Origin of the sequence: Psychrobacter sp. 4Dc, from assembly GCF_002836715.1 — a bacterium.
Taxonomy (GTDB): Bacteria; Pseudomonadota; Gammaproteobacteria; order Pseudomonadales; family Moraxellaceae; genus Psychrobacter.
In genome coordinates this window covers 1-25,841 of sequence record NZ_PJAT01000145.1, presented here as the reverse complement: position 1 = coordinate 25,841, position 25,841 = coordinate 1, and the positions used below count along the sequence as shown (strand labels likewise).

20 protein-coding genes are annotated in these 25,841 nt (G+C 40.4%); 8 read left to right on the top strand and 12 right to left on the bottom strand.

Annotated elements, in window-relative coordinates:
* The 8 genes from CXF61_RS12670 to CXF61_RS12635 all read left to right on the top strand — a co-directional run.
* Positions 1-458 (top strand): hypothetical protein (locus CXF61_RS12670; RefSeq protein ID WP_227526692.1); only part of this gene is annotated, 458 nt, incomplete at its 5' end.
* Positions 459-669: 211 nt separating this feature from the next.
* On the top strand, positions 670-1,425 hold the full coding sequence (locus tag CXF61_RS12665) for a hypothetical protein (RefSeq protein WP_165598458.1): 756 nt from the start codon (positions 670-672) through the stop codon (positions 1,423-1,425).
* Between the two features lie 37 nt (positions 1,426-1,462).
* On the top strand, positions 1,463-2,143 hold the full coding sequence (locus tag CXF61_RS12660) for a hypothetical protein (RefSeq protein ID WP_165598457.1): 681 nt from the start codon (positions 1,463-1,465) through the stop codon (positions 2,141-2,143).
* 84 nt (positions 2,144-2,227) lie between these two features.
* A complete protein-coding gene (locus CXF61_RS12655) occupies positions 2,228-2,692 on the top strand; it encodes a hypothetical protein (RefSeq protein WP_165598456.1) in 465 nt (154 codons plus the stop codon).
* Positions 2,693-3,050: 358 nt separating this feature from the next.
* Complete coding sequence (locus CXF61_RS12650; RefSeq protein ID WP_193834234.1) at positions 3,051-6,392, top strand: glycosyltransferase family 2 protein; 3,342 nt, start codon at positions 3,051-3,053, stop codon at positions 6,390-6,392.
* A gap of 1 nt (position 6,393) precedes the next feature.
* Positions 6,394-7,452 carry a GTP cyclohydrolase II RibA gene (ribA, locus tag CXF61_RS12645; protein WP_165598454.1) on the top strand — a complete coding sequence of 353 codons (1,059 nt, stop codon included), beginning with the start codon at positions 6,394-6,396 and terminating at the stop codon, positions 7,450-7,452.
* Between the two features lie 2 nt (positions 7,453-7,454).
* Complete coding sequence (locus tag CXF61_RS12640; RefSeq protein WP_193834232.1) at positions 7,455-8,876, top strand: asparagine synthetase B family protein; 1,422 nt, start codon at positions 7,455-7,457, stop codon at positions 8,874-8,876.
* Entirely contained in the window at positions 8,873-9,553 is a 681-nt protein-coding gene (locus tag CXF61_RS12635) for a hypothetical protein (RefSeq protein ID WP_165598452.1), read from the top strand. The genes CXF61_RS12640 and CXF61_RS12635 overlap by 4 nt, the downstream gene beginning before the upstream one ends.
* Before the next feature lie 305 nt (positions 9,554-9,858).
* On the opposite strand, the gene CXF61_RS12630 is transcribed toward CXF61_RS12635, so the two are convergent.
* From CXF61_RS12630 to CXF61_RS12575, 12 genes are all read right to left on the bottom strand, one after another.
* Positions 9,859-11,328, bottom strand: coding sequence for a serine/threonine-protein kinase (locus tag CXF61_RS12630; RefSeq protein ID WP_165598451.1), 1,470 nt, complete (start codon positions 11,326-11,328; stop codon positions 9,859-9,861).
* Positions 11,325-11,873 carry a hypothetical protein gene (locus CXF61_RS12625; RefSeq protein WP_227526691.1) on the bottom strand — a complete coding sequence of 183 codons (549 nt, stop codon included), beginning with the start codon at positions 11,871-11,873 and terminating at the stop codon, positions 11,325-11,327. Before CXF61_RS12625 ends, CXF61_RS12630 begins: the two co-directional genes overlap by 4 nt.
* Position 11,874: 1 nt before the next feature.
* Positions 11,875-13,560 carry a helicase HerA domain-containing protein gene (locus tag CXF61_RS12620; RefSeq protein ID WP_165598450.1) on the bottom strand — a complete coding sequence of 562 codons (1,686 nt, stop codon included), beginning with the start codon at positions 13,558-13,560 and terminating at the stop codon, positions 11,875-11,877.
* Positions 13,550-14,698, bottom strand: coding sequence for a hypothetical protein (locus CXF61_RS12615; RefSeq protein ID WP_264755689.1), 1,149 nt, complete (start codon positions 14,696-14,698; stop codon positions 13,550-13,552). Before CXF61_RS12615 ends, CXF61_RS12620 begins: the two co-directional genes overlap by 11 nt.
* Positions 14,698-15,498, bottom strand: coding sequence for a hypothetical protein (locus tag CXF61_RS12610; protein ID WP_227526690.1), 801 nt, complete (start codon positions 15,496-15,498; stop codon positions 14,698-14,700). Before CXF61_RS12610 ends, CXF61_RS12615 begins: the two co-directional genes overlap by 1 nt.
* 50 nt (positions 15,499-15,548) lie before the next feature.
* On the bottom strand, positions 15,549-19,838 hold the full coding sequence (locus tag CXF61_RS12605) for a hypothetical protein (RefSeq protein ID WP_165598448.1): 4,290 nt from the start codon (positions 19,836-19,838) through the stop codon (positions 15,549-15,551).
* Positions 19,835-21,091, bottom strand: coding sequence for a hypothetical protein (locus CXF61_RS12600; protein ID WP_165598447.1), 1,257 nt, complete (start codon positions 21,089-21,091; stop codon positions 19,835-19,837). Before CXF61_RS12600 ends, CXF61_RS12605 begins: the two co-directional genes overlap by 4 nt.
* Before the next feature lie 2 nt (positions 21,092-21,093).
* Positions 21,094-22,608: a restriction endonuclease subunit S domain-containing protein gene (locus CXF61_RS12595; protein ID WP_165598446.1), complete on the bottom strand. Its 1,515-nt coding sequence runs from the start codon at positions 22,606-22,608 to the stop codon at positions 21,094-21,096.
* On the bottom strand, positions 22,608-24,752 hold the full coding sequence (locus tag CXF61_RS12590; protein ID WP_165598445.1) for an HsdM family class I SAM-dependent methyltransferase: 2,145 nt from the start codon (positions 24,750-24,752) through the stop codon (positions 22,608-22,610). The genes CXF61_RS12595 and CXF61_RS12590 overlap by 1 nt, the downstream gene beginning before the upstream one ends.
* A 59-nt stretch (positions 24,753-24,811) precedes the next feature.
* Positions 24,812-25,195: a hypothetical protein gene (locus CXF61_RS12585; RefSeq protein ID WP_165598444.1), complete on the bottom strand. Its 384-nt coding sequence runs from the start codon at positions 25,193-25,195 to the stop codon at positions 24,812-24,814.
* A 2-nt stretch (positions 25,196-25,197) separates the two neighbouring features.
* A complete protein-coding gene (gene mads1 / locus CXF61_RS12580) occupies positions 25,198-25,386 on the bottom strand; it encodes a methylation-associated defense system helix-turn-helix domain-containing protein MAD1 (RefSeq protein ID WP_165598443.1) in 189 nt (62 codons plus the stop codon).
* Positions 25,387-25,633: 247 nt separating this feature from the next.
* Positions 25,634-25,841, bottom strand: a 208-nt coding sequence (locus CXF61_RS12575; RefSeq protein WP_165598442.1) for a DUF3631 domain-containing protein, incomplete at its 5' end; no start/stop codon positions are given.

The following is a 25,841-nucleotide window of genomic DNA, read 5'->3' as shown; positions in this document are numbered from 1 at the left end:
ATAAAACATTTGTGTTATATTATGAGGGAGGTAAAAATTCACGACGAATGTTAACTATTGGAGTGGTAATGAAATCCACTTATTTATTATCTTTAGCTTTCTTGAGCCTGTCATTTCTTGTATCTACTAGTGCATTGGCAGCCCCTAGTTTCTCAGATGGTATTAATGTCTATACTAGTCAAGACGGTGGTGTGTATACCACTACTTGGACTGCGTATCCTATGACAATAGAAGGGTATACAGGCGCTAATCTCAAAAAGCCAGACAATCTGCTGATTGCTTTAACAGCTGATGGTAAAACAAGTAGTTTTAGAGGAGTGCTAAGTATTACTTGTTCAAACCCAATAAGTTCAAACATAGTAAGTGATACAGATTACAAAAGCCTGAAAGAAGCGATGGCTGATTACACGCTACCTCGCCCCGTAGTGAATAACCTCTTTGCCAAATTCTGTAAATAGCTATTACCATTTTAAAAAATCATTAAGAGTTGTCTATATAAACTATGGGCGACTTTTTTGTTTGTTTAGCAGATCCATAGGTTAATGAATTTAAAACTGCAAAAGTGTTCGGTACATGAATGGAGGTTTATTCGTACCCATTATTCTTTGCTAAAGATTAATTCTTGTTCCTATAGTCCTTCCACTCATTTTCAATATTAAGAGCTTAACTATGAAATCAGGTCATGTTTTATCATTAGTTGCTATAAGCAGTATTATTGCGTTATCTGGCTGTATGGACAATAAAGAAGCAGAAGCTACTCAAGAAGTTACTACTGAAAATTCGGCTGTTAACAAAGAGGTGGTTGCAGTAGAACCAGCAGTTGCTGAAGAAGAGATCGTTGTTATTGAAGAAGAGGTTGTCGAAGAAGAAAACGCACCTAGCTTCTCCAAGGTTACTGATTATCTCGCTTTAAAGCCCAATACTGATTGGCAATGGGAGACGCTGGCTGAAATACCTGGTGTGCGAGAATGGCGAAACAAGATACCTACTTTAGATGGAGGTACCAACTATTCCATCATTGGTGACTTAGATGATCATAGCTATGTTGTAGCTTACGGCACTAAAACAAAACCAAGTTTAATTAATATTAGTTCTGGTCAGGGCATAGCAGAAGATGAAACAACAAGTGCCGTTTATAAGCTTGAAGATCTATTTAGAGAAAAAGAATTAACGCGTGTGCAATCTAATTGTGATACAGGTGAAGACTTTCCTTTTTCCCAGCATTTTTACAAATGGCAAAAAGAAGGCTATCAGCCTCTTTATGTTCTCGCAATGATAGAAGAAGGCAATTCTGGTACATCCAAGGATTTTGGTATCGCTAAAAGCTTCGAAGACTTTTATAAACCTGAAAACAGAGATATGTACCCTAATTTAATAGATTCTGATGATGATGGTAATGAGATAACCTGTACTTTTGACCTGTAATATTTATTCAGTATTTTAAACGCTAATGGATTAAATTATGAAATCGAATCATATGTTGTCATTGGTTGCTATTAGCAGCCTTATTGCTCTATCAGGCTGTGCTGAGAGTCAAACAATGGGCACAACAGTAGTAAAAAGTGTTGGTTCTTTGGTGAATGAGGTAGTGACAGGCACTATAGCAGGTGTACAACAAGGCTTAGGTGGCTCTTCTGTGGATACTAATAAAGTAGCGATAAGCAGCTCTCAAAAATTACCAACAAGTGATATGCTTTATTTATTTGGTGATATGGAAGGCGGATGTGTAGGTAAAAATTTATCTTTTAAAACTTTCGACCAAAGTCAGTTGTCATTAGAGGATAGTATTAAAGGGGTATCACAAGACTACCGATACTTTGTTAAGCCGAGGTCACAATGGTTATCAGCATATCGAGATACGATAAAGGAAGTAAAAATAAAAGAGGGAGGTGAGTTTACCGCATATCATCTAATATTCAAAGACGGTATTAAATATCGCGGCCAGCCTTTAGAGGAATACGTATTTATGTTTAGACCAGAATCTTCAGGTGCAGGTGAAGCCTTAAAGTTCGCACCAACCGCCAATCTCTCCACTATTTTGCCTAATTTTAAATCTTACAAGATGGAGTATTGGGATGAAATAATAGATATGGGTGCAACCTATAATTCTAAAAACAAAACGTTTACTTGTCTTTTTGATTAAATACTCTAATCGTATTATGCGATAACGTACACAGTCTAAACCCAACTATTGCAGCAAAATAGCTAACCCACAAAAGGATTTCAAATGAAAAACAAATTGGTATCACTTACTGTAGCAGCAGCATTAGCCCTTACTGGTGTATCAGCTTATGCCGCTCCCGCGGCAAAGCCAGCTACGCCATTAAAGGTCGGTACTACGGATAATGAGGGCCTGACAAGATATAAAGGAAAGACTGTAGTCTCAGGAATTCTCGAATATAATATGGTTAACGAAGCAAGATTTCCGGCTGAATTTACTGTTGATAACAAATCAAAAGCGATGATTCCCAAAGCATCTAAGACAAACTATCCTACTCAGTTTGCGCTTGAGTCAGACAATCCTGAGATTGAGAGATTAAAGCTTAATAAAAAGAAGTGCTATCGCATTCCAATGACAATAGAAATCGACGGATACTATAGTAGTAGTTATGAGGGTGAAAGTGATGGTGCTAATTTAATCAAAATCATCAAAAAAGGTACGCCAGTGCTAACAAGTTGTAATGTAGGATAAGACTATTGCTGGCATGCCAGCACATATTTGAAATTATATATGTAATAAATCACTACTAATTAGTTTGTATTAATAAATACCAGTATCACAAACATGACTTGAGTAAAAAAATAGGCTGCTAATGCTATGTTTCATATATAGCTAGTAGCCTATTTACTACTATCGAAACTGCATCCATGAAATAAAATCACTAGTAATCCTTTTTATGTATTTGTAACTCGTATGATTGCCAACCAATGACATGAAAGTAAAGATATTAAATAGTTTTGACTGAACTACTAGCCTATTAATACAAGAAGCTTTATAACCTTACTACGCAAGTATAAAAGCTAGTTGTTCATTAGCAATGGAGTATCGTGTGAACGCCCCACAAATAGCAGTGATTATTGCGACTAAAAACAGACCAAACCTGCTAAAACAACGAGCTATATACTCAGTATCAAAGCAATCTATATCACCGAGCTATATCATCGTTGTAGACGATTCTGCTGAAAAAATTCAGCTCCAAAACAGACTGATAGTCGAATCTATTCCATCAACTAACTGCCATGTTAGATATTTATTAAACCAGAGAACTCTAGGTGCTAGTGGAGCATGGAATACGGCAATAGAATATCTGAGCAACGAACAAAAACAGGGCTTCAGTTCACTATTTTTAGCATTTCTTGACGACGATGATGAATGGCATCCTAACTACTTAGAAAACTGCAAATCGTTAGCAATCACACAGCATTGCAATATGGTGGCAGCTGGCTTTTACCGTTATGAAGGTAATGCACAACAGCCTATCAAATGTATACCTCCTGACTCACTAAATGAAGAGCTGTTTTTATGCGGAAATCCAGGTATTCAAGGTTCTAACTTATTCTTATCACTAGATATTATGTTGATGGCAGGCGGTTTTGATGAGCAACTATCAAGTTGCACTGATCGAGACTTGTGTATACGTCTCTGTGAATTAGACGCAATACGCTACTGCAATATAAAAAAACCACTACTAAATCACTATGCCGATAGTGATCGTCAACGCCTTAGTACACCAAACTCACCAACCAAGAATAATGGATTGGCAGTTTTTTGGCAGAAATACCATGGACGTATGAGCGCTGATCAAAGTAACGCGTTTCTTGAACGCGCACAGCGCTTGTTTTTCTGGCAGCCAGAAATATTACCAAAAAAGATACTAAAGCAGGAATCTCAAATCGCATTAACTCTTGGCGTTGAATTAGGAAGTCTTTTATTTAACCAATTAGAGCAAGCTATTGAAAGAATTCATCATTTAGGCCAAAAAAGTCTGGTTAGCTTCAATATCGTTTTGACCACAACTAAAAAATTAGATCAGATTGATTTGCGTGCGTTTATTGAGCGGATGAATCAACTGGGAGTTACTTGCTATAATTTATGCCATCAGCAAACGAGTATTGAAACAGCCACAGCATTTGTTGCCAAAGAAACTATTGGTAATAGCGCATGGGTATTAAAAGATGGTGACTTTCAAAAGCACCGCTCTATTGAGAGCGAGAAAGATTTATTAGCAATACTGACGTATTTAGGCGCTCATCATTTATGTACTAACCGCTGTAATGAGCTCCTCATCAAACCGCATGCGACACTCGCTAATAGAATAAAACAATGCCGCATTGATGCAACTAATGATCGTATCAGAAGGCTATTTGGTATTCATGAGCTTTTACTACTTGGTATGGGCTCTGAAGCTGTTGTTATGACAGATGGTCAGCGTGTTTTTAAATGCATTGACTATTGGAAAACCAACATACCTGCTGAGCAAATCAAATTTTTAAAATGGTTCAGTTCACAACAGTACAATCTACCTGGTTTGTATACCCTTGATGAAGTTATATCAGATGGAAAAACTTTGGTACTCACTTATCCCTTTGAAAATAGCATTCCTTATCAAGGTGGCAACTGCGAACAAGTGATGGACTTGCTACACAGTTGCAGCAAAGCAGGAATTGTATGTAATAACATGCACCCGAAAAACTTAATAAAAACCCAGGGTGAAGTGAAACTGATTGATTATGGCGCGGATATTCGCCCATGGAATGAATTAGGGTTCGAACACATGGCTCGGAGGGCTTATCTGACTATTCATCATGTGGATCATCCAAATCTCAAGCACTTAATGCGCCAATCTCTGCATACAATAAATTTCTCAGAAATGCAGGGCTATCAAGCATTTCGCCAAAGATTAACTGGTATTGATTGTAACCTTAAACAAGCACAGGAGGCATGGCTGCCACTTGCTTCACTAGAAAAACCATCCAAGCCATTTGCCCTAACTATTGGTGTGATTACCGGTGATGCACATAAATTATTGCCATTATTAAATAGTATTGCTGAACTTGCACAATGTGATTTTTTATCCAGTATAAACTCCATAGTACTATGCAACGGTTGCTCAGATACCTCTGTGAAAGAAACGCTTTCATTCAGCAAAAGGTCAGTGGGTGATATAAAAATAATAAGCGAAACACAACAGACAGAAGATGCTGCAAGCGGCCTATTTGGTTCCGACTTGGCAAAACGACCAAAAGGCCAAGTGGGAATTGCACATGCACGGAGCATGCTGCAAAAATATGTTGGTTTAAAATGTACAATGACTCCAAATAACTATGCTTGGATCCTTGATGACGATATGCGTTTAGATGCCCGAGCCAAACAGTTTCTAGCTTGGCTACCAGTGTTTAAGCAAGCAGATGTCGATATAGTGATCGGACAATACGAAGGCTCATCGCCTAATCCTCCATTAAATGGCCTACGTGGCCAATTGGTAGATCTGCTTCATAACTTACGCTGGCTTGATAAACTACCAAACAATATCGAACTGCCTGATCGCAGCCACGAAAATACAATACTTCGAGATAAGTATCCTGATTATTACTATGACTTATCTCGTAAACATACGGCTCATATCGAAGCACCATTTTGGCTTGAACCCGCCTACAAAGGTGAAAGTGTCACTGAAGCTCGCTCTCGATTGATTGCACATGCGCCTTTATTGGTCACGGGCTTCCCGCTCACTCGTGGTATTGTTCCAGCATGTTCAACATCTCCATTAGCTGCAGCAAAAGATACGGTAAACCGTGGAGGCAACACCTTTGTACTAAACGCTAAAGCCTTAATACAAACGCCTAACCTAATTTTTAAGATTAATGGCCGTGAAGCTCGCCGTTCAGACATGGTCTGGGCAATAGTCAATAAACATTACCATGGACTAACTATTAAAAGTGCGCCATTTCCTGTTCAACATACTGGGCGCATACAGCACGAACCAATTTTGAATTTAAGTAAAGTACAGGATGAAATCATGGGATCGGCATTGTATGCTGGTCTGCAAGAATTTCTACGAAACAACGAACGACATAACTTGGTCTTTACTGATATTGAGATTAGCCAAGTATGGAAAGCGACCAAATCAGAATGCAATACTCGTCTTTCACGTTTAAGGCTCAGTTTTTACCGAATCAATGGTTTAACGCAAGCTTTATCCAAATATCCAGAACTGAGCGAGTTGTATAAGTACTTGGCTAGCTCTTTTAACCCAGATGCTTTTACTAAATTAGAAACCCAAGTTAAACAAATGAACGAGTGCCATATTTACGAATTTTTAAATCAAATAGTGCCGCAGAGTGACCTCTTTGCAAAAGCACATCAGAAAACCCTTGAGAGAATAGAATAAAATGCCTTTTAAAAATTACTGCGAACTCCCAACACCACACGGCACATTTAGAATGTACGATACCGGCAACGAAATGTTACGAGTAGTCACCTTTGGTGATATCAATAAACTAGAAAGTAAACCAATACTGCGATTACATTCTTCTTGCCTAGCCTCTGAAGTATTTGAAGCAAGGGACTGTGACTGTGCCGACCAATTGCGCGAATCCATGAAAATAATGGCACACAATGGAAGTGGGATCATTTTCCACTTACATCAAGAAGGCCGTGGACAGGGCCTTTCTAATAAGATTCAAGCAGTATACAAAATGCAGAGTGAAGCTTTAGATGCAGCAGAGTCATTTGAGGCACTGGGTTTAGAACAAGACGTTCGCGATTATGCACCAGCTATAAATGTGCTAAAAGAAATGGCAATAAAACAAGTGCGCTTGGTATCAAACAACCCGCGTAAGCGACGCGCACTAGAACAAGCAGGAATCGAAGTAGAACTACTTAATACACACCCACAAATACGGCCTGAAAATATAGATTACTTGAAAAGTAAAAACGAAAAATTAGGGCACTGCCTGCCTTTAGGTTTCGAGTATGACAATATTAACTCTATTTTATTTTACCATTCAGACCAAACCTGGGGAGAGCTTTCCAACTTTTCAAAACATGCCATATATCTGCATAATAAAATTTGGCCGACAACAGAGCACTTTTACCAAGCACAAAAATTTAGAGACCATACATTGCAAGAGCGCATACGCTGTGCAGCAAGTCCTATGTTGGCTAAACAAATGGCTAAGCAGTTAGAATCACAACACCTACAACCTAACTGGCATAACATTAAGGAAGATATAATGCTGCAAGCACTTACAGCCAAATTTACTCAGAACCCTGAACTTGAAGTGCTATTATTATCAACCCAGCAATATCACATAGCCGAACATACACTCAATGACAGCTATTGGGGCGATGCAGAAGATGGTAGTGGCTTGAATCGGTTAGGTGAACTGTTAATGCAATTGCGTAATCAGCTACAGTTCAACAAAGAATCGCAACTATGTGCGGAATAGTCGTGCTTCACGGTGATACCGCCGAACAGAATATATCAGCTGCTTTAACTCGCCTTGCTCATCGAGGTCCTGATGACCAACACTATTGGATCAAGGGGAAATTAGCTATTGGGTTTGCACGTTTGGCAATTAATGATGAAAGCATTACAGGACGCCAACCTTACAAATCCAGCTGTATGATAGGAGCTTTTAATGGCGAGATTTACAATGCAGATTTACTTGAAAAACAATATGATCTTTTCCGTAATAGCGACTGCGATACACATGTAATCGCACCACTATTCGCTCAACTGGGTGAGCAGGTACTAAGCGAGTTAGACGGATTTTATTCAGGGGTTATCTATCAACTGGAGACAGATTCAATTCTATTGTTTCGCGACCATATGGGTAAAAAGCCACTGTTTTACGGTCACGCCGATAACAACCTATTTGTTGTCAGTGAACTTAAAGCCCTACAAAATATTGACTGGTTCGAGCAAGTACCCCTTGGTATTAGTCAGCTTGACTTACCCACGGGCACGCTTACCCAGATAGCACACCACCAACAGTTAACCAGTACAACATCTAATCTGCTTTCAGCAATGGAACAAGCAGTCATTAAACGCTTACCTAAACAGCCCTTCGGTGTTTTCCTGAGCGGAGGTCTAGATAGCTCGATTATTGCGGCTATAACTTGTCAGCATCGCCAAGATGTAACTTATTTTACTCTGGGAGATTCCGATAGTATTGATGTTGCTATGGTTGAAATGCTTGTTAAACACCTAGGATTAAAACGAGTTATCTACATCCCATTACCAAGTGAGCAAAAGTTACCCGGATTGATTGATAAGGTACTTTACGCAACTGAAAGTTACAATCCATCGATCATTAGCAATGGTCTTGCGACCTATTTATTAGCTCAAGCAGTACAGAGGAAAGGCTTAAAGGTAGTACTAACCGGAGAGGGGGCAGATGAGCTATTTGCTGGTTACCATGAGCAACTATCCGAACAAGAGTGGCAAATTACTCGTACCAAGCTGATAACCGATATGCACTTTACGGAACTTCGTAGGCTTGATAAGTGCAGCATGGTACATAGTATTGAAGCTCGTTGCCCATTTTTAGATCGTACAGTAAAAAGGGTTGCCGATGACCTTGAGCATAAGCAGTTTTATATTCCCGGTCATAACAAGATAGCACTTAGAGATGCCTTTAGGCACTTATTGCCTGTCGAGATCGCAAACCGAAAAAAGACCTCTTTTGATGTTGGTAGTGGCATCCGAAAGTTGGTAGTGGACTATTTAACCCGTAACGGTAATACAGAAATAGCAGAACTTAAGGAAATATGGCAAGCCACATTCACGTACGATGTAGACGATCCTTACTTTTTTAGCTATCCAACATTTGATTCTGCTATTGCTAAACGAGGAGGGGCTCATAGATGACTGTACATTTAGCCCAACAAATACTACTCGATAAATTTAAGCAAGAGCCATTTCATAACTTATACCTACTCAACAACGTACACCCTGCAACGATGGCATATGGCGGTACCTGTTCAGACAAAGCTCTAAGCTACTTAGATGCAACCAAAGCAGTTGGGTTAGATGCATACTTGCACTCTGCTCGCATTGGTGGAAAAGATATCCACCGACTAGTAAGACTGGAAATAGGCAACCAGCGCTACTTTGCAGATATTGGCAATGGGTGGCCATCCATTCAACTTATCCCAGCCGCAACCCCCATTTTATATGAGTGTTACGGCATGCACTTTAGGACTACGATAGAAAACGATGTGATCACAGTCTACCACCGAAAACGTAATGTAGAAAAAAAACAAATGGAAATTGATATTGCCGCAAAGTCTGAAACCGAAATTTATCACAGTATTGAAAACCGCTTTTCTGCCGATATTATCTATCCATTTAGTAGCCAGTTACGTTTCTCGATGGTTGTTGGTAAACGCTTTTTATTTATTCGCGATACCCAATTAGAAATTTACAGCAATAGTGGCTACGAGGAGGTGCTGAACATCAGTATGAATAACCTGCAAGACGTTATAGAGGAATATTTTGGCTATGATATTAAGCCACTCGAATCTCAATTTAGCAATAGAAACTAATTCTAAAATTTGATCTGATAGTTTCATTCCACATGTAATACTACTATCTCCCAAGTTGATGTGTACGGATTTGACGGCATAGGTCCTTTTATCTTTGTGACAACATAGTTGCCTACTAGAATGAAGGATAGATGCAAAACCATATTATCTAAGGTCTGTCCCGGTGTCACGCTTATAATAATGCGAATTTTATGAAAGTTAATAGCTCTTTAATGGATAGTTATACTATGTCCTATTAAGTGCAGTTGGCTAGCCCAACTTAAATAGTTAAAATCCCTTGAGAATGCTTTTTTAAAATTAATCAGTCACATGACACCTAATTTTGTGTATAAGGCTTTTTTGCTTATCATATTAGCGTCTAATGGAGCTAAACGTAATGCAGCTTTCAAGTAGGCTACTGCACCTGAGTAATCACGCATTTGCTCGCAAACTAGTATTAATTGGCAAAGCACTTTAAATTTCATTGGTGTCTTTTGATTCACTTTTTCCAAGAGGGCTCTTGCTTCTGGATACTTAGCTTCAAGACCAAGTATTGAGGATTCGAGATACATTGTAGTAGTATTTTCTTCTGCAGCTTGCTTTCGCTTTAATAGCCAATATTTAGCCTGATTAATATCACGAATTTGTAGATTTGCTTTAATGATTAATTCGAATAGATCTAATGGATGCTGCAATTCGCCCTCTAACAAAACTGCTCTGTTCTCTTCAACAATCTTTTCAAACTCAAACAAGCGGTTCGCTCTATATAGTGCAATGAGTTGTTGGTGTAATGCTTGTAGATCTTTACTACGATTGTATTCTTGGGCAGAGAGTAGAGCTGCTTTTTGATAGGCTTGCTCAGACATGGCAGCTATTACTGCACTAGACCAATCTTGCTCAGGCTTACTTTGATATATGGGGTTGATAGTTATTGATTTAAGTTGTTTCTCAACGGCACTATCAAATGCTTCAACTAATAGCGATACTGACTGATACCTATGTCTAGGTTGTTTTTGAAGGCAAGTCAGCACTACTTGCTCTAAGTCTGAGTGAACAAAGTTATTAATTTCTGTAGGTCGCCTAAAAGGTGCATGGCGTTGAACTTGTGCCGGCGTATTATGTGGTAGTTGCCCTGTAATTAGTTGGTACAGTAATACTCCTAGACTATAGATATCTCCCAGTAGCAACTCTTCCAAGCTACCTTTCCGGCTATCCACATTAGAGAACTCAGGTGCTGAATAGAGCACGGTGCCGCCATTTTCCCTAGAGCGAACGTAAATTTCATCAGGTAAAGCTGAGCTACCGAAATCTGTGAGCTTCACTAAATCTTGCTCGCCCACCAAAATATTATGTGGTTTTATGTCACCATGAGAGATTGGTACTGATAGATTAGCCAAGTACTGTACAGCGTCAAGTACTTGCCGATAGATACTGAAAAGTCGCTCGTAAGTTTGACCAAAGTTTCTCTGACGGTCATCTAACTTTTGTGCCAATGTTTGACTGGGAAAGTACTCCATTTCAATATAAAACCATTCATTCTCGATTCGGCCCATATCAAATATCTGTACTATATTAGGATGCGCCTCAATCCCTAGTAGTTCTTTTCCTTCAGCTAACTCTCTATCTTCACGTGTCATATCTTTAGGTATTTTAACTGCAATAATTTGATTGTCTTGTAAGCGCTCAGCGCGCCATACCCAGCCATGACTACCATCACCCAAACATTCTAGAAGTAAGTATTTATCACCCAAGCGCTTATTTGTGCCTGGTAAGAAATGTGCTGACTTTATATTCACAGTAACACCTCATTGTGAATTCGGTCTAATGCTATTGTTGACAGGCTTTTTATAAATATAAACCTGCTAAGAGTAACTTCTAAATTATGATGAGCAGAAACACGGTTACCAGTTGAAGATGTAAAGCCATATTTGCAGATATCTTTTAGACTTTTTATATCAGGTGCGTTTACCAATCCTTGGCTCCAAGTACTGAGTACAAGTTGTATTGGGGAGTGCTGCCATCGCTGCGCTGATTCAAGTAGGTTTTTCAATTTCTCTTCTAGCTTAAGCTGACTAGGTTTTGAGCCATCGTATCGCTCAAATTCGATCAAGCACAGCGGTTTTGTTGCGTGTACCTCGAACCATCCTGAATCTGAACGTATATCTGCACCAGAAGTCCCAGGCGCTGGACATTCAACAACTGCCATGTAACCTTGAGCATGACCGAAGGTATTCCAAACACTACAACCCAAGCTATGGACTAGAACATCTTGATCTATAAGTTTTGCACTGGTTAATAATGGAAAGTTGTTTGATACCCACTCAAAGTTGGGCAAAGTCATATTAGCCATTAAATGAGCCCCAAACACGTAATACCTCTGGCGATTCACCACCATGAATGAGGGCTTTACTACCAACTTTAACTAATAAAGGCGCAGGAATTGAACGTCCGCATACTAATGCTTCACCAGTAGATAGACTTGGTAACTCATCAAGGTCAGCTTTACCTATCATATCTGAGGCTTTAGCAATAAAGCGTTGATCGTCTGGATTCTTTAGTCGCATAGTAATTAGAGTGTTACATTGTGAGGTTACGTCAGGATCTAGTTTAGATGGTCGTTGGCTAACAATGCCAAATCCCACACCAAATTTACGTCCTTCCCCGGCGATTTTTTTAATAATGCGATGACTAACAGCTTTACCGCCTGCAGGTGCAAAGCTGTGGCCCTCTTCATAGATGATAAAGCAAGGACGAAGTGGATCTGTTTTACTTGAAGCCGCTTTAAGGATTTCACTGGATAATAGAGCACAAACGACTTGTTTTGCTGTATCGCTGAGACCTTGCAAGTCTACAACAACTAAGCGTCCTTGTTGGTTGTTAGGACGACCAATCATTTTGTATATGTCAGTGGGCTCTGACATAGCAGCACTATAAAAGCTTTTGCCCTCATTAAGAACTCTAGATAGCTTCATAGAAGCGACTGCAGCACTTCTACCAGAGAGTGCCTTTGCTTCTGCTTCAGATAAATCACTCCATTCTTTTAACTCTTCAAGTCCATCACCTAAAAAATGTCTCAAGCGGTTAATGTCTCGTGGTTCAGTCTTATCGGTATAGCGCCAGTAACGAATAGCAACGTCTAAGACACGTTGCTGTGGTTCAGTGAGTCCTGGAAGGATTTCAGCGATATCATCCATCTCAAAATGATCAAACTGCAAAGCTAAAGGAATGTTCTTACTAGCATATTTGTGTTTGAACTCCTCATTTTGCGGTGTATAGATTTTAATGCCAGCACCGGCAGCTTGAAGTTTTTCAAAAGTTTGTTTTATGATCGGTAGCGTTTCTTTATCACGCGTATCTTCACTAATCTCTAAGTTATCTGCAAACTGTAAGTTACCACCAGCAAGTGCTTTACCGTATTCGCCATGAGGATCAAACACTACGACTGTACCGTTATTGAGAGTTACCAAGCGTTCAATAATTCTACCTACTGTGTATGACTTTCCTGAACCTGTCATAGCTAATACTGCCATATGCTCAGTCACTAACTTGTTCACATCAATAAAAACTGGAACTGTATTTTCGCCCTTGTCGTATCCAACCAAATTACCAAGATGTAGGCTTGTATGCTCATTAAATTCGTAAAAATCACTTAAAAACTGGAAATCAACGGTTTCTACAGCAGTACCGGGATTTAAAGGTCTACGTGGTATTTTTATTTGTCGTGAAATAGGGTCGCGATAGCCCACTAGCTCAACTTGAGCGAACATGTTTTCACCAGTAATGTTTGCACTTGGCAGCAGCTCTAACTCAGTAACACCATCACCAAACCCTGCGTTGTAAAGCATATTGCTACGATTAATTTTAGTTATTCTCCCTAATACTGCTACTTCGCCTTCATCTTTTCTTTCTTGATGCATAATACGGACAAATTCACCGCGACGAACAGCAAAAGAGTCTTGCACGACCATAGTTAATTGGTTTGCGTCACCTGTATTACCAACGAGTTTTCCCAAAACTTTATATACCATTATTCAATTCCTCATCTAAGCCAGACAACCAGCGAGTTTCAATATCATTGTTTTTAAGTGCGCCATGTAAGCTTTGGCGATAAAACTTAGTAAATTTGGGCAAAACCCCCAGTTGCTGATAACCTAAAAGCTGAGGTAGTGGCATAGCATTAGCCTTGCTTTGCATATCAAGCACCATTAAGCGAGCTGCTACTAAGTCTAGGCCTGTCGTTTCCCAGTCTGGCTCGTCGCCAGCAAGCTGTACCATCTTTATTTGGCCACCACGAGCACTGCGATAATGAAAACCAATTAAGCCTTGTTGAACTTCCATACTTGGCTCTATACGATTTTCTTTTTCAGATAAACGAAACGCAATAGTACGTGAATAATTTCCTAAAACCCCATTGATGAAGCGCAGATCGCCAACTCCAGCTAGGCTTTCATCTAAATCAGCTAAGTTCATCATACGCTCTTCAGAGAACCCGTCACTTAGAAGTATTTGTTGACGACCTTTTTCTGAACGTAAATCTTGTTTGGCAATACTGACGATAGCGCTAAAGCGCTCGGCTAATATGCTGGCAAGAACTACACCTTTTTGGTTCCATGGAAACAGTTTTGCACGGTGTTTTTGCCAAAATGTCTCAATAGCCTGTAAGGTATTTTCATATTCCTGCTTATGGCGAATATTTCGATCGAGTGGTGCCATATCCCTTGCCAAAAATAGCGGAGTATCTAGTAAGATTAAATCACAGGGCTCCCCACTTAGTAGTTGTTTTTCCACTAATTGATAAGCTTGACGAATCTCTATCAAGTCTAGACGCTTACGCTGTGCTTCAAAATCAATATCATCGAGTTCGGAAACAGAGTCGCTACCTTGTGTGCTAACTTTATTGTCTTCAATCAGCAAGTCCGTGCGGACAGCAGCACTAGCATAAATAAATCCGCCAAGCGCTCTATCTATGCAAGATTTAGTTGCAATGCCTGATACCCGGAGATTAACCACAGTTGACTTTGGTACTGCTTTAACCAATCCAGCATCACGAAACAATGGAGCCACTTGCTCAATGTCTCTAATTTGCTTAAGCAATCTACCAGCACTTCCTGGCAGACGTAACTGGCTATCTATCGCTAAAGACTGTGCTAAATTCATATTTTTCATTATTGCGTCCCTGTTCTTAACTGTTCGCATAATAGCTCAGCATAAGCCCAATAGTCAGAGTTCATGAGTACATTAGACCCTTTTTCAGTTAGTCTATTTTCACTAATAAAGCCGTATTGGTATAGATCTAGCCAGCGTTGCTCAATTGCTAGGGTAGAGGTATCAAATAATATTTTAACCGTTTGATGCTGACAAATCTCTTTCGCTGTCAATCCTGGGATGGCATAGATTAGGAGTAATACTACCTCATCTTTTTTGTCAGGAATAAAATCAGCCTTATTAACTTCAACTATAGAGGGAGTCGTATCTCCCGAATGAGTAATTAGCCAATTTAGCCAATCCAATAATATATCGCTATGATTTAGTAGGTTTAGAGACCAAAGGGGTAAGGTAGTCATCGCAAATAGACCACTGTTACTGTGTTTACGAATATATCGCGTATGAATTACATCAGCTATCTGATGAAGGGTTGCGTTCGAGCTGCCACTAAAACCTACAATTTTTTGGGTGATTTCATCGGCTAGTAATTTTGTTAGGCCATCAGTATTAGCATCGATAATATTTGGAGCGGCTGCCAGATGCCAATCAATTTCAAGTTCAGGTGCTTGCCAGCAGTCAGTTTTACTGGTTAACGGATCCACTACTAATGCTGCGCAACCAGTTTGCATTGACCAATGATACAAGGTTCGCCAATCTTCTACTTGGTTTAACTCATCACCTTGCACCAGTAGTAAACCTTGTTGGGGTGGGTTGGATTGCCAGTCACTCGTCAATGGCTGCGCTTGTACAATACTATGCAAAAAACGCCCTTTGCGATTACTACCCAGTTTAGCTGATATATATATTGTCACTAAGCCCCCAAGCTTTCTGCAAAAGTTAAACGCATTTTTAGGATGCCTTTATCTACCAATATTTGTTGTTGCTGAATGTTCAGCTTTGGCTCTTCATTCTGATTAATGGATTCATAGATACGTTGCCACTCATCTAATGAAAGTCCAGTCCCACTAAGTGCTTTATTAGCTATTTCTTTCCAGTCATGTACTGTTCTATCACATATCAGTAGCACCTCACTTACCATAAGCTCTTTCATATCTGAGAGATTCAATACAGTAGCATGAGGGCTAGAATGCTGCTGCGAGATGAATAAAGGCTTTAGCATGGGTAGCCAGGCATTAACCTCTTTAATAGAGTTATCTTTCATTTGATTTAAATGTTGACTGATCTTTATTAGATCGCCATGTATGGGGGCGATTTGACCACGGGCAGGCTTTAATAGCTCATCTGGCAAATCTCGAAGGGCAGTAAACTGACCATTACGAAGGCTGGCTTGTATCAGCTGTCGTTTTTGTTCAGCATCAGAAGGCAAATCTTCTATTGCGTCTTCGATTAACTGTAGTTTATTAATCAATTTAGGTAGTTCTGCTATATCGTCTGGATGGGGGTAAGCAGCAGGAGCATCTGCTAGCTGCCTGTGCAGGCTCGCGGCTTGAGTCTTCTGTTCAGTTAAGTTGTCCAATAGCTTTTCAAAGCGTGTTTTAAAATCACGGTAACTCGTCAGAATATAGCCTTGAATCTCAGCAAGAGGCAGTTGTTGTTCGCTTTGTAGGTTCAATCCGACTTCAAATGCTAACGCATTCAATTTATCCTGTGAATGAGGTAAATCGAGTTTTCTTAAATAATGTAACAGTGTATCGCTACCAGCTTGCTGCTCTCTTTTACCTGTGACACTTGTATTATCTTCTTTCAAGGCTCCATCAAGAATATGGCCTATGGTACGTAAAGAATTAGTATAAAGAGATTTTGGAAAATTGCTTAGAGTAGAGACATCGTTCTCAATGTCTGCGATTAAGTCGATTAAACGTCTATTAATTTTTTCAGCACTATCTTCAACGAACTCCGCAAACAAACAGGCTTGTTCGACACGCTGGAATAATGAGGTAGTCTTATCCTCTAAGTTTAAGTCATGTGAGCTCTTTAAGTTTATTTCAGAGCATTGCATAGGTTTTACTTTTGCTACTAGTGCTAATACATTAGCTCGTTTAGCGATTAGACCAGCAAGTACACCTGTATCACTGAGGTGAGAGATATCCTGTAATTGCTCTTCTTTTTGTTTCAGGTCTATAAAAAGCTGGCGAGCTTTCTCAAGTTGCTCTTTGGCTTCCACGGTAGCGTAACCTAATGAGTTTCGACCAATAGGTGCAAATATATCGTCTATACGACCTTGACCATAGACTCGGCTCATCACCTCAACTTTGGCTTTGTACCCATCGATGCTATCATCATTAAACCAGTTATTAGCTTCGATAATCGCATTATCTAATCGGGATCTTGGATAGTTTTGCCATAAAGCTTGTCTATCGTTAGGGTTTTCCAAAGTTAGAAGGTTTAGTTCACCACACCACCACATCCACTCATCAAATACACTCTTCGCGGTGTTGTTGGTATCAGAAACATAGCCAAAATAAAATTTCTGTTTGAAAGATTCGAACTTCCAATTCCATTGTTTATTGGGATGTGCGATACGAGATAAAAACAGTGGGATTTGCGCCTGACTGCGCTGCGGATTGTTAAGCTCAGTAAAAAGACCTGCATGTTCATCAGCAGTAAAGCCTTTAGATATAAAGCTACCAGGAACTTTTAATTTGTCTAGTAAGCTCCCGAGCTCGTCCGATGCAACACCATGTTCATGTTGTAAGTCCATTAGACCGTTGAGGCTGGGATAGTCGATGGCTAAGGTATACCAGCCTTTAAATAATAAGTTACGATCATTCGTTGATAGCTTACCATCAGCTTTAAATGGCCAAGCAATTAAACCCCGCTCATGCAAACGATGTCGCCATTTTTGAATAGCATTGGTTGCAAATGTTGTTAGAGCATTTAGCTTATTCCTAAATTTTGCAGTAAAGCTCTCAGTGTTTAAAGTGATGCTGTGTTTTTCGCACAGCGCTAAGCTCAAGCCTATACGCTCTAACTGATCTGTTTCGCTGGAATTCACATAGTGTAGTAGTACCGCATCACGCAGTAGAGAATCATTCTCTAAACGGCTGTATTGTTCCATTAAGTGAGCAGAAGCCGTTAGTGCCAACACAGGTGTGCGACCATTTTTGCGTGCGTAATCAGATGCAAAGTCGTGCAATTGGTCCAACTCGGTTTTGTTGCTTATCCATGCAAGTAACACCTTACCATCAGAATGTAGTTTAAAACCATCTAGTGTAAACAATCCGCCTCGTGGTTCGCTAAGCAATACTAAAGGCTGACCATTACTACCAGCACTATTATTTAGTAGGGTTTGATCGTAGCCCCAGTTGCTGTCTAATAAACGGATAAAGCCTGTCAAACGAGCCAAAGATTTTAGAATGGGCTTGTGATTACTGTCCTGTAAAAGCTCAGCCATGGCTTTTTTATGACCGTCACCCATACTAGGGTCTTTAAAAATAAGCGAGTTTTGTTGCACGCTGCGGTAGCGCAAGTCTAGTCGTAATAGCATCGCAACGCTGGGTCCGATGTGGGTAGCTTCATGTGTATCAAGCTCGGTCGCTTCACCGACCAGTTTTTGCCATAGAGCATCGGCGGCAAATTCAATCGCTGGATGATCATATAGTAAGCTCAGTAAGTGCTTAAACTCACCTTTAGACAGCGGTAATAACACGGCATGTTTGTCTTCGCTTTGGACCTGCTCTTTGATAGAAAAGGTAGATATATTATCGAGCAAAGTATCTAAGCTAAGGGCTTGTTCGACAGCGGGATAGTACCACTCCTCACCTTCACGTCGGAATTTGGCTTCTTCTAGAGCTTTTCGACATTGCCAGCGTTCTAGACTTAACTTGCGGTAAAGAGCGGCAATAGGTTCTTCATCTTCGTTTCTAAGCGCTAATAAGTCTTGAGCGTTTGCTATTTGATTGATTCGAACAGGTAACTGACCATAGAGTAAGTTTTTACATTCTGCTAATAACGTTTGATCACGAGTTTGAATACCCTCAATAGCACCTTTATCTAGTACATGCTTGGCCACTCGACCAGAGCCTGCAAGTACTGCTTCGAACAGCTCTCCAATATCATTCAATTGACGATTCGCTTGCTGATACTGATATAAAACAGCATCAACGTTAGCCATAATGACGTTAAACCAGCCAAAGTTTGCGCCGCTCATCGCATAAGCTGCCTCTACCAAGCCAGTAGGATACTTATGTGCTAGCTTTTCGTCTCCGTCTAGGCTTGCTACGTAGTCAGAAACATCGGCAAAGGCATTATGCTCTAGCTCAACCAACTCAAACCGACGAGCAACAGATTGAATCTCCCGAAGTTGTTGCCCCAGCAGAGGTGAACATAGCGCCACATAACGCAGCCAATGTAGCTTACGACGAGGGTCCTCTTCTTTGATTGCTTTACCAATTAAGCGAATAGCCTGACCATCTAAGCGCTTACTATCATCATCTTCTAATCCAAAGGTGGCAGCTTCAGCTACAGTTTCCAGCTCGTCTAAGATTACAAGCACATAAGATATACCAAAGCGTTCTAATACTTTATATGCGGCTTGAACAAGATCTACTACCAATGTCGGATCGGTATATAAGTCTTCTTCGCTGTGGTTGGCATTGAGCTCTAAAGCATCCGCTAAATCCTGCGCAGTGAAACCAAATGGCATTAAACGCTCATAGGCTTGCTTAGCAATTTCACTTTGAATTGAACCATCAAATTTCTGCGTTGCTAAAGGCAGTAATGCCTGATACAAGCCAAAGGCAAACCAGTTATCAGAATTCTGATAGTCAGAGGCGACTTGAGAGTAGCGAATATAGAGCGCTAAATATTTATCTTGCGCTTGTGAGTCGAAAAGCTGCTGATCATGTAGACTGCCATTTTCATCACGTACAAACCAACCTCTAGAACAGTCATTTATTTGTGCTACCAGCTCATGGCCCAAGCGCGATTTACCGCGGCCCCATTCAGCCTCTATCGCAAAGACGTGGGCAAAACGGTCTTCTTCATGGTCTACGGTGTGTAAAAAGGTTTGAAAGCGCTTGAAAAATCGACTTTGGCCTACCAACGGATCACTCGGTGGATAGTCAGAAACACCAGTAGCCGCCCAGCGATGTTGCATGGCAAGCGTAGCAACTGATTGGTCATTTAATTCAAAATTCATAGTCCACTTCCTTGAATATTAATAAGCTTCGCTGCTCGTATGTCTCGTGCCGTTTGTTTAATAGCTTGTTGTAGGCGCGCGCTTCTATAGCCAAAAATAGGTGCTAGCGGCAAGCTATAGCAAGCATCACCAAAGTCTGGGTTAATGCTGTAAAGTCCTATTTCGTTACGTCCACCTTCCTTAAACTGCCAAATCTGATGGCTTAGTAGGTTTGCAACTAATGGCGCTAATGCTCGGTTGAGGTCATGAGTATCTGGTACTCGGGGATAAAGAGATATGTTTAGATTATTAAGTAATACCAGTAAAAACGCTGCCAAATTTCCAACATTGACTTCATCGCCTTCTACGCCTTGCACGACCACACTGATTTCTGTTGGCGAAAAGGCATTCTGGTTACTGGGTAATGTAAGTAGCAAGCTATCGCGTTGTTCAGCTGCCCAAGCATCCTGTACAAATACCAGTAAGCTTAGAAGGAATAACCAAGGTTGCTGGGTAAATAAGGTTAAATGTGACGAAGTATCACTACTTGAACCTCGTTCAGTGAGTATCCACGATGCATGAGGTTTAGTTTGATTTAATAGTGAATAAGGTAGTGCTAATGATCGTCTTTCACACCAGTTGTTATCAAGGGCTTTAGCGCTAGGATCAATGGGTGTTAGAGAGGTTAGTCTAGAGCCGGCTTCGTGAGCGCTACGCTCGACAAAACCAGTCAACTGATAACTGGCTTTTAAAATCCTAAGGAGAGCTGGCAAGGCGGCATTATCATGCAGGCTATGTCCGATCAGCTCATGCTCTAGATCACTTAATGATCCAGCACAAAGCTGCGGATTTACAGAAGTGTCTTTAAGTGATTCTAGTACCCATGCACTGGCATTACCAAGTTGGCTAATGATTTTAATCAGCATCTGCGGATCGCGCATGCTACCAGCTTCACGGCAGCGTGCAGCAGCCAAGCATAGCCAATGTGCACGGTAGCTTGGATTTAAGCCTAAAAGAGCCAGTTGCCATTCACCAAGTTGGCTCAATGTGCTAAATGCTGTCAATAGGGGGTCGGTCAAAGTATATGCAATCGGGGTATCTGGGTCTTGATCGTCGCTAATAGGTTGTAACAGCCCTTTTTGCAAAAGGGGCATAGCAGCGAAGACATTAGCAGCTGGTTCGGCAGCTATGCCGCCTCGTTGCCAAAGTAGGGCACAAATTTGGCTGGCACGTTCCGCTTGAAGCAGCAATGAAGTTTCGCTGATAGCCGTCATCGTTAGTCCTCACTGTCGGCAGCAGCAGTGGCGCTCGCCAGCAATCTATACAACTCATCTACATCACTGAATAATGGTGTAGCACCCTCTATAGCATAACCTTCGCTACTGAGTTTGTGTAAGATAGCTTTATCTAGTGTATTGTCACCATCTTCTAGCGTTTGTTGAGCTTTAATCAGTTGCTCTTCAGTTAACTGGCCTTCGATTAGCGCTTCGACTAAGCTTTTGGCAGAAATCACTAAATAAGAAGCCATAAAATAAGCTGCTTGAGCGTTTTCCAACCATTTACCCATGATTTCACTATCTTGATGAATTGGAAATATCAAATCGTAGAGGTCATATTGATCTATACGAGGATGGGTTGAACCGCTCGCTAAAGGTTTGAGTTGACGAAGTCCGATATCAGATTTTAATACTCCGTAAATGTACCATCCATTAAGCTCATTTAAGGGTCTAACACACAACAACTCAGTTGAGCCAACAGAGCCTGATAGTGACTTAGGTATATAAGATATTTTGTTAAGGTAGGGACGCAATTTAGCGACAACAACTCCTTCATTTAGTATTCGGGACGTTCCAGTGACTCCACTTTTTCTGATATTCGAGGGTGATAAAGCACAAGTTCCAGAACTAATCGAGTCTAATCCAATGTATGTTGTATCTTGCGAATAATCAGAGCTTGTAGTGCCTTCAATACTAGCTACTTCTTTCAGCTTAATTGAACCACATTTTTTTAAATATAATCTTATTCGTAATCGTTCTTCATCAAATGCACCTGGGTTTAATGTATAAGACATATCTTCAATAGGTGCCATTGAATGTTTTTTGCCGGTGCTTTTATCTTTAAAAGCCTCAGGATAAAATGTTTTAAGCTGTTTTTGAAACTTAAGCTCAAGTGCCATAGCCCAAGCACGTAGTTCCTCAGCTTGGCGAACTTTATCTCCAATGTATTTTTGGGCTACCAAATGTGGGTAATAAAGACTTACATTTTTCGTATCTGTAACACCTAAGTACTGAATAATGCTACCGAGAGAATAGCGCTGAAGCTGTCCTACACCGTAATAACTAAATAAAAATGTGGATATATAATCAATATCCATATGATTTTTAGGTCTAATAGCTATGATGTGTTGAGTTATATTTGCTTTTGGCAATGATTCAGGAATTTTACATATTTTTTCACCAACACTAGCTTTTACAATAAGTAGGTCGCCAGGCAGAACCTCTGAAGCTTTAAGTTCTTCATGAGATTTGGGAGCTAAGTACACAAAGCTTTCTGTTATAACTTCAAATTGACCAACATTAGCAACTCGGAATAAAGGTATCCCTTCTTCAACATATAAACTGCTTGGAAGTTTTGAGCCGAACGGACCTGTAAAAAAATGCCCAATAGAACCTAGCTTTACGCAATTTAAGTGAGAGAGTACTTCGTCAATAACCAAATATTCAGGACGATAAAAGTCAGAATCAAGTCTTTTAGTATTTAAACTGTTTGCGGATATTTTTCTATAAAACATTATTCGCCTCGCTTGTAAGCAGAGGCAATTAAATCCAAATCATTTGGCACGCCAGCGTTATAGTCTTCGATATTATTTTTCACCAAATAACCTAGAGTGTCAGCCACCGCCATAAATACATCAGTCTGTGGCTCAGGTAAGAATTGCTCGGGCTGGTCAGGGCTGGCACGACGCTTTTGTAAATACATGATTGAAGTCTTTGCACCCGTACCAGACAGTTTAAAACAATCACTGGGTAGTGATATCACCGCTTTTACGATGGCCTTGCCGCCGACGAACTCACCTGTTTTTTCATCTTTTTTACCCATGATGTACTCACGTACATAGCGATCGCCTGAGTTACATAATATGCCATCAGGTAGCACAATCATCAGTCGTCCACCAGGTTTTAACAGTTGCAAGCAGCGGTCTATAAACAGTACAGCGGGATCAATGCTCGCACCAACTGGCTTCCAGTTGCCTTTTTTATCAGGCTTACTGCCAAGGGCTAAGCCATCAGTAGAAGGCGCTAGACTATAAATTGGTTTTTTGTCAGTGCCACCAGTTTGGCGTAAGTCGGTACGGTAGCCCGCCCATTTAGGGTTGCCGTTTTCATCAAGATATAAGTCACCAGTATCATCCCAACGCATTTTTAGATGGTCGTAATAGGCGTTATAACTGTCAGCCACCTGTTCTGTTGGTCGAAAGCCACCCAATACTTGCTCCATGTTGGCTTCATAGGTCTTTTTCGACGCTTGCCCATTTTTATTGTTAGCGAATTTTGGGGTGCCAAACGGCGGGTTAGTGCAGATAAGATCAAAACTGTTGGGCTTGAGTGCGGCGGTGGTTAGTGAGTTGTCCGTATAGAATATCTGCGCCTTTGGAGCGCCTTGCAATGCCATATTGACTCGTGCCAGCATAACCATACGCGGTGCAGCATCGGCACCCGTGAAGCCTTCATTGCGTAGTTTTTGTTTTAGTGCTTCTTTTTCACGATCGTTTAATCCACCAAGCTGAGTATCGATAAGATGGTCTAATTGACTTAATGCCACTGAGCCAAAGCCAAATGAGCCACAGGTTGGATCACAAAATCGGAAGTCGCCATTGGATAAGCGTGCGATAGCGTCATCGTCTTTAGCAATATCATTGATGGCTATCTCTAACATAGCTTGTTTGACTGGGTTAGGGGTAAGGTAAACACCCAATCCGCCTTTGGATTCAAAGTTAGCACGCAGGAATACATCGAATACTCGGCCTAATAAATCACCAGAAACATCACCTAGGGTGCCGTTTTCTTTTGCTGTGCGTCCATCATTATTGATAACGGGACCAAGGTTTTGCAAAGCTTCAAGTAAATCTTCATAGTTTTTTGGTACAGATAATCTCAAATGAGTATCGTCTGAAAAAATGGCATTTTTCGATCCGTCATCACTGGTGACAATATAATCCTTATGTGATTTAAACTCATTAAAAGCATCTTTGATTAAGTTGACCGCTTTATCACCTTCTTTTTTTACATATTGCCAATTAAATACAGAGCTAAATAGGTGCTTACTGCCCTGTTTATCAGTGAATTGAATATCGGGGTGATAAATACGGAAGCTTTCCAAAAATAACAGCTTGGCTACTTCTTCAATAATATCGTTTTTATCGTTAACTTTATCTTTAGTAACGCGATAGACATTTTCGTGAAACGCATCGAAGCGGTGCATTAGGTGTGTATAGATACGCATAGACCAGCGAAAAGTAGGATCACGCTCTAATCGATCAAAACTGTTTAGTTCCTCTAAGCTGGGAAGAACATCGACACCATGGGTACCATCAGAACCATCAGAACCAAATAAACTCAAGATACGATTATTGGTGCCATCGCTGATAACCGCAAAAACCGGCCAATCACTGTCAGTATCACTGAGTAGAGTATAAGCTAAATTATCAAACTTAGCCGTATCAGCCGCATTTTCCCAATGACCGTCTGCCAGCGCTAGTAGCATGACAGGTGGCGTGAGATTGCCTTCTACCATCCCTTGTATTAAGCCTGCTTTGGCAAACTCATGTGATGATAGCTCTAATACAGGTTGATCGAAATTTCGATGTTGTTTAACCAGTTGATTAAAGAGGTCAGTGAGTTGAGCTTGTTTATCGGTATTATTGTCTTTTGCCATGAGATGTTCTAATTCCTAAGGTTTGGTATTTTGGTTTGCAGATGGTTGTTTGATGTATTCTAAGTATCAAGTACTAAAAATGGTCCTTTGACGCTCATTTGGTGATTTTGCTCAGCCAGTTTGCGTAATTGCTGTTCAGTGATAGTCGTGCCAGCTGGTAGTTTTTTTAATACTTGTGAGAGATTCATACGCCCACCAGACTTTCGTAATAGCGCAGTTAAGTATTCTGCGATATTGGAGGTTGTTTGATATGCTGATTTAGGTTCATTTAATACATGACGCGCTGGCAAGGATGCTGACCATAGTGCTACTTGGGCGTGATTAAAACCTAAAGAGTGCCAAAGCTCCTGCTGTTCGCTAAAGAGGTCGTCTGCAGACTTTTTGGACGTCTTAAATTGATTAACCAACTGGTTAAGCAGTGAGTTTTGAGTTTCCTGATTCATAGCTATTCCTTGATTGCAGGTTGTTCAGTTTGCTTTAACATCCAATCATCAAGGTCGCTCCGTTTAAAACGCCAAGCATTCCCTACACGGAATCCTGGTAACTCATTACTAGCTGCTAATCGATAGATAGTCCTTTCATTGACCTTGAGGTATTCGGCCACTTCTTTGATAGTCAAAACTTCATTGTCCATGACGAATAGCTCCTAATTATGTCGAAAGAGTACATATAAGTACAGTCTATACTAGCGGCTAGCCGTGTCAATCAATTACGCAGTATTTAAGAGCAGGCAAGTCTTAATATTATTTTTGAAAAATAATATAGTTAAACAAAAAACCCGAGACCTGTATCAAACAGATTTCGGGCATTTAGGAAAATGTGTACTCCAATATTTTAGAAAATACCTAGATACCTTGTATTATCTAAAATAGAGGTAAATGCTACGATAAATAACGTGAAAAAGCGTCTTGGAAGTCGTTGATATCGTAACCCTTGCCACGTACTTCATTACTGCGTAAGTCATGCGCCCTGATATCTTTGGATGAAATTTTGAATTCACTCAATCTTTTAGCGATTTGTCGTAAAGTGATAGGCTTTCCATGATTTAAAGTTGACCAACTCATTTCTGGGTCTCGACGTAACTCAGTT

Excerpts from the sequence above, each read along its gene's own strand:
- CXF61_RS12665 (WP_165598458.1), top strand. The coding sequence starts at position 670 with ATGAAATCAGGTCATGTTTTATCATTAGTTGCTATAAGCAGTATTATT.
- CXF61_RS12660 (WP_165598457.1), top strand. The coding sequence starts at position 1,463 with ATGAAATCGAATCATATGTTGTCATTGGTTGCTATTAGCAGCCTTATT.
- CXF61_RS12655 (WP_165598456.1), top strand. The coding sequence starts at position 2,228 with ATGAAAAACAAATTGGTATCACTTACTGTAGCAGCAGCATTAGCCCTT.
- ribA (WP_165598454.1), top strand. The coding sequence starts at position 6,394 with ATGCCTTTTAAAAATTACTGCGAACTCCCAACACCACACGGCACATTT.
- CXF61_RS12635 (WP_165598452.1), top strand. The coding sequence starts at position 8,873 with ATGACTGTACATTTAGCCCAACAAATACTACTCGATAAATTTAAGCAA.
- CXF61_RS12625 (WP_227526691.1), bottom strand. The coding sequence starts at position 11,873 with ATGACTTTGCCCAACTTTGAGTGGGTATCAAACAACTTTCCATTATTA.
- CXF61_RS12620 (WP_165598450.1), bottom strand. The coding sequence starts at position 13,560 with ATGGTATATAAAGTTTTGGGAAAACTCGTTGGTAATACAGGTGACGCA.
- CXF61_RS12615 (WP_264755689.1), bottom strand. The coding sequence starts at position 14,698 with ATGAAAAATATGAATTTAGCACAGTCTTTAGCGATAGATAGCCAGTTA.
- CXF61_RS12605 (WP_165598448.1), bottom strand. The coding sequence starts at position 19,838 with ATGAATTTTGAATTAAATGACCAATCAGTTGCTACGCTTGCCATGCAA.
- CXF61_RS12600 (WP_165598447.1), bottom strand. The coding sequence starts at position 21,091 with ATGACGGCTATCAGCGAAACTTCATTGCTGCTTCAAGCGGAACGTGCC.
- CXF61_RS12595 (WP_165598446.1), bottom strand. The coding sequence starts at position 22,608 with ATGTTTTATAGAAAAATATCCGCAAACAGTTTAAATACTAAAAGACTT.
- CXF61_RS12590 (WP_165598445.1), bottom strand. The coding sequence starts at position 24,752 with ATGGCAAAAGACAATAATACCGATAAACAAGCTCAACTCACTGACCTC.
- CXF61_RS12585 (WP_165598444.1), bottom strand. The coding sequence starts at position 25,195 with ATGAATCAGGAAACTCAAAACTCACTGCTTAACCAGTTGGTTAATCAA.
- mads1 (WP_165598443.1), bottom strand. The coding sequence starts at position 25,386 with ATGGACAATGAAGTTTTGACTATCAAAGAAGTGGCCGAATACCTCAAG.